Origin of the sequence: Modestobacter caceresii (genome assembly GCF_000761485.1) — a bacterium.
GTDB classification, from domain to species: Bacteria; Actinomycetota; Actinomycetes; order Mycobacteriales; family Geodermatophilaceae; genus Modestobacter; species Modestobacter caceresii.
The window spans coordinates 1-1,779 of sequence record NZ_JPMX01000101.1; the positions used below are offsets into that span (position 1 = coordinate 1).

A 1,779-nucleotide genomic window follows, 5' to 3' on the forward strand; every position below is an offset into this window, starting at 1 on the left:
CGACGACGCAGGCGCTGGGGCAGACCCGGCAGGCCGTCGACGAGCTGTCCCGGATGGCGAGTGACCTGCGGGGGAGCGTGGCCCGCTTCACCTTCTGATCCGGAGCTCCACCGCACAGCAGGGCCGCACGGACACCCCGTCCGTGCGGCCGTGCTGCGTTCCTCGGCCCGCGGTCACCGGCAGCGGGTGTCGACTCGTCGCCCCCTGTCGGTGGTCAACGGTCTTTCTGCTGGTCAACGGCGCGACACGCGCTGCGGACGGATGGTTGCGCCGGTCCGTTGCCCGACGATCTGCCGGACGACACCGAGTCACGTGCACCCCACGCGTCCCGCGCGTGACCGGTCGTCACCCCCGACCGACGGACCGGTCGGACCAGCTCGAGCCCAGGAGGCCCCTTCGTGAGCGCACCATCCGTCCTCGCCCGGACGACCGGATCGACCCACACGACGACGCGTGGCGGCACACGGGGCTGGCTGCACGACCGGGGCATCAGGACCCGCATCTTCGCCCTGAGCGCCATCCTGCTGATCGGTCTGGCCGCCGTCGCGGTCACCGGGATCACCGGGTCGAACCGGGTGAGTGACCTGAACGCCCGGGCGACGGCGGCCGTGGGCGTCCAGCGCGCCGTCGAGGACGCCCGGTACGACCTCCTGTGGGCCGCCAACTGGCAGAACATCACCGCCTGGCGCGCGCGGGTGGACGGTGGCGCGATCGCCGCCGCCCCCGACGGCGACAACGTGCCCAACTACGAGGACGGCGCGAACGGGTTCGAGGAGCTCTTCGCCCTCGACCGTGACCTGCTGGACGCCGAGGCGCGGGCCAGCCTCGACACGATCCAGGAGAACTGGACCGCGATGAGCGCCTTCAACGACCAGATCTTCGCCCTCTGGGCGGAGGGGCGGCTGGACGAGGGGGATGCGGTCTCCACCGGGGACAAGTGGGACGTCTTCTACGTGCTCGACCAGGCGATGACCGACCTGGTCAGCTCCGTGGACACCCGCGTCGCGGAGACGCGCGCCGAGGCCGAGGCCGCCGAGTCGGCCACCGTCCGCAACATGGTGCTGGTTGCCCTCGCCTCCGTGCTGCTCGGCGCCGGCCTGTCGTTCGTGGTGTCCGGCGGGATCGTGCGTGGCGTCCGGGAGATCCAGGTCGCCCTGGAGCGGCTCGCCGGGCGTGACCTCACCGTGCGGCTGCCCGTGCGCGGCCGGGACGAGATGGGACAGATGTCGGCGGCGCTGAACACCGCCGCGCAGACCATGGCCGACACGGTCGCGGAGATCGTCGCGTCGGCTGATGCGGTGGCGGCGTCGTCGGAGGAGTTGAGCGCGTCGTCGGCGCAGATCTCGTCGTCGGCGGAGGAGACCTCGGCGCAGTCGGGTGTGGTGTCCGCGGCGGCCGAGGAGGTCAGCCGGAACGTGGCGACGGTGGCGGCAGGCGCGGAGGAGATGGGGGCCTCGATCCGGGAGATCAGCCAGAACGCGAACGAGGCGGCGCGGGTGGCGGCGTCGGCGGTGAGCGAGGCGGAGGCGACCACGGCGACGATCACGAAGCTGGGGATCTCCTCCAAGGAGATCGGTGCGGTGGTGAAGACGATCACTTCCATCGCGGAGCAGACGAACCTGCTGGCGCTGAACGCCACGATCGAGGCGGCACGGGCCGGTGAGGCGGGCAAGGGGTTCGCGGTGGTCGCGAACGAGGTGAAGGAGCTGGCGCAGGAGACGGCGCGGGCGACGGAGGACATCGCCCGTCGGGTGGAGGCCATCCAGGGCGACACCTCCG

The 1,779-nt window shown here is 72.0% G+C and carries 1 protein-coding gene; it reads left to right on the top strand.

Annotation, left to right across the window (positions count from 1 at the left end; translation table 11 throughout):
* Positions 1-398: 398 nt before the first annotated feature.
* Positions 399-1,779: methyl-accepting chemotaxis protein (locus IN07_RS24235; RefSeq protein ID WP_156119308.1), on the top strand; the 1,381-nt coding region annotated here is incomplete at its 3' end.